Raw genomic sequence first — 1,175 nt, 5'->3', positions numbered from 1 at the left:
AAGGTCGCTTTGGCATCAATGGTTTTATCACCATCCGCCAACAGGTCACTGCCTGCAACCACTGCACTCCACGTACCTGCTGCTGTATTTACAATCGCAGTGTAGGTCACTCCGTTAATGACCAGGGTCACAACGGTGGTTGCTGCATCTGCAGGAATACCTGTCAAGGTTCCTGTGATCGTTACATTGCCTGCACCTTCTGTTGCATTGATCACGTTATCCGCAGTGACTGCATCGATGTTCAGTAATGCACCCGCTGGGTTCGGTGGTAGGCTGTCCACCACTTCACTGCCCGGTAACGATGGGTTACCTGCTGGGTCAGTGGCAATCGCTGTCACAGTACTGCCATCTGGCAAGTTACCTGGGTTTGGTGTGGTCCATACCCCTGTGGTTGGATCCGTTGGTACTTGAACACTGGCACCATTCGGGAAGGTCACCGTTACGGTTGAACCTGGTTCTGCTGTACCGGTAATTGGATCAGTGCCATTGATTGGATCAATGTCTGGGGCATTCGGTGCAGTCACATCGACTGTATACACTTGCGTATCCGTGATGTTGCTGCTGTTGCCCGCGGTATCGGTAAAGGTCGCTTTGGCATCAATGGTTTTATCACCATCCGCCAATAAACCGCTACCAGGGACACTGACACTCCACGTTCCTGCTGCTGTATCGACTGTCGCAGTGTACGTCACACCGTTGACAACAACGGTGACAACCGTCGTCGCTGCATCCACAGGGATACCAGTCAACGTTCCAGTCAAGGTCACATTGCTGCCTGACTCTGCCGCATTCAAGACGTTGTCTGCTGTCACAGGGGCAATGTTCAGTACCGCACCCGCTGGGTTCGGTGGCGTAATATCCACGGTATAGCTGTGGTCAGTGCTGACTGGACCTACACCCGTCACATTCACGGTGACGTTAATCGTGCTGTCTGCATCGGCACTCAAGTCGCTACCTGGAACGTTCACGCTCCACGTACCACCCGCCTGTACTGTGGTGTTGTATACCGTACCATTCACATTCACAGTCACGGCATCGCCCACCGTGAAGCTGCCCACCACTGAACCACTCACGGTTTGGGTTGCGCCTGCTTCTACCGCATTGATGATGTTGTCACCGGTAATTGGATTCACCACCACCACTGGGGTCGTGATATTCACCGTGTAGCTCGCATC

The 1,175-nt window shown here is 53.4% G+C and carries 1 protein-coding gene; it reads right to left on the bottom strand.

Features of this window, described 5'->3' with window-relative positions:
• The coding region (locus F909_RS21405) for an Ig-like domain-containing protein (RefSeq protein WP_005150370.1) at positions 1-1,175 on the bottom strand (1,175 nt) is incomplete at both ends.

It is taken from the genome of Acinetobacter sp. ANC 3929, assembly GCF_000369405.1.
Taxonomy (GTDB): Bacteria; Pseudomonadota; Gammaproteobacteria; order Pseudomonadales; family Moraxellaceae; genus Acinetobacter.
The sequence above is the reverse complement of the archived record's forward strand: the minus strand, read 5'-3'. Positions and strand labels throughout refer to the sequence as shown.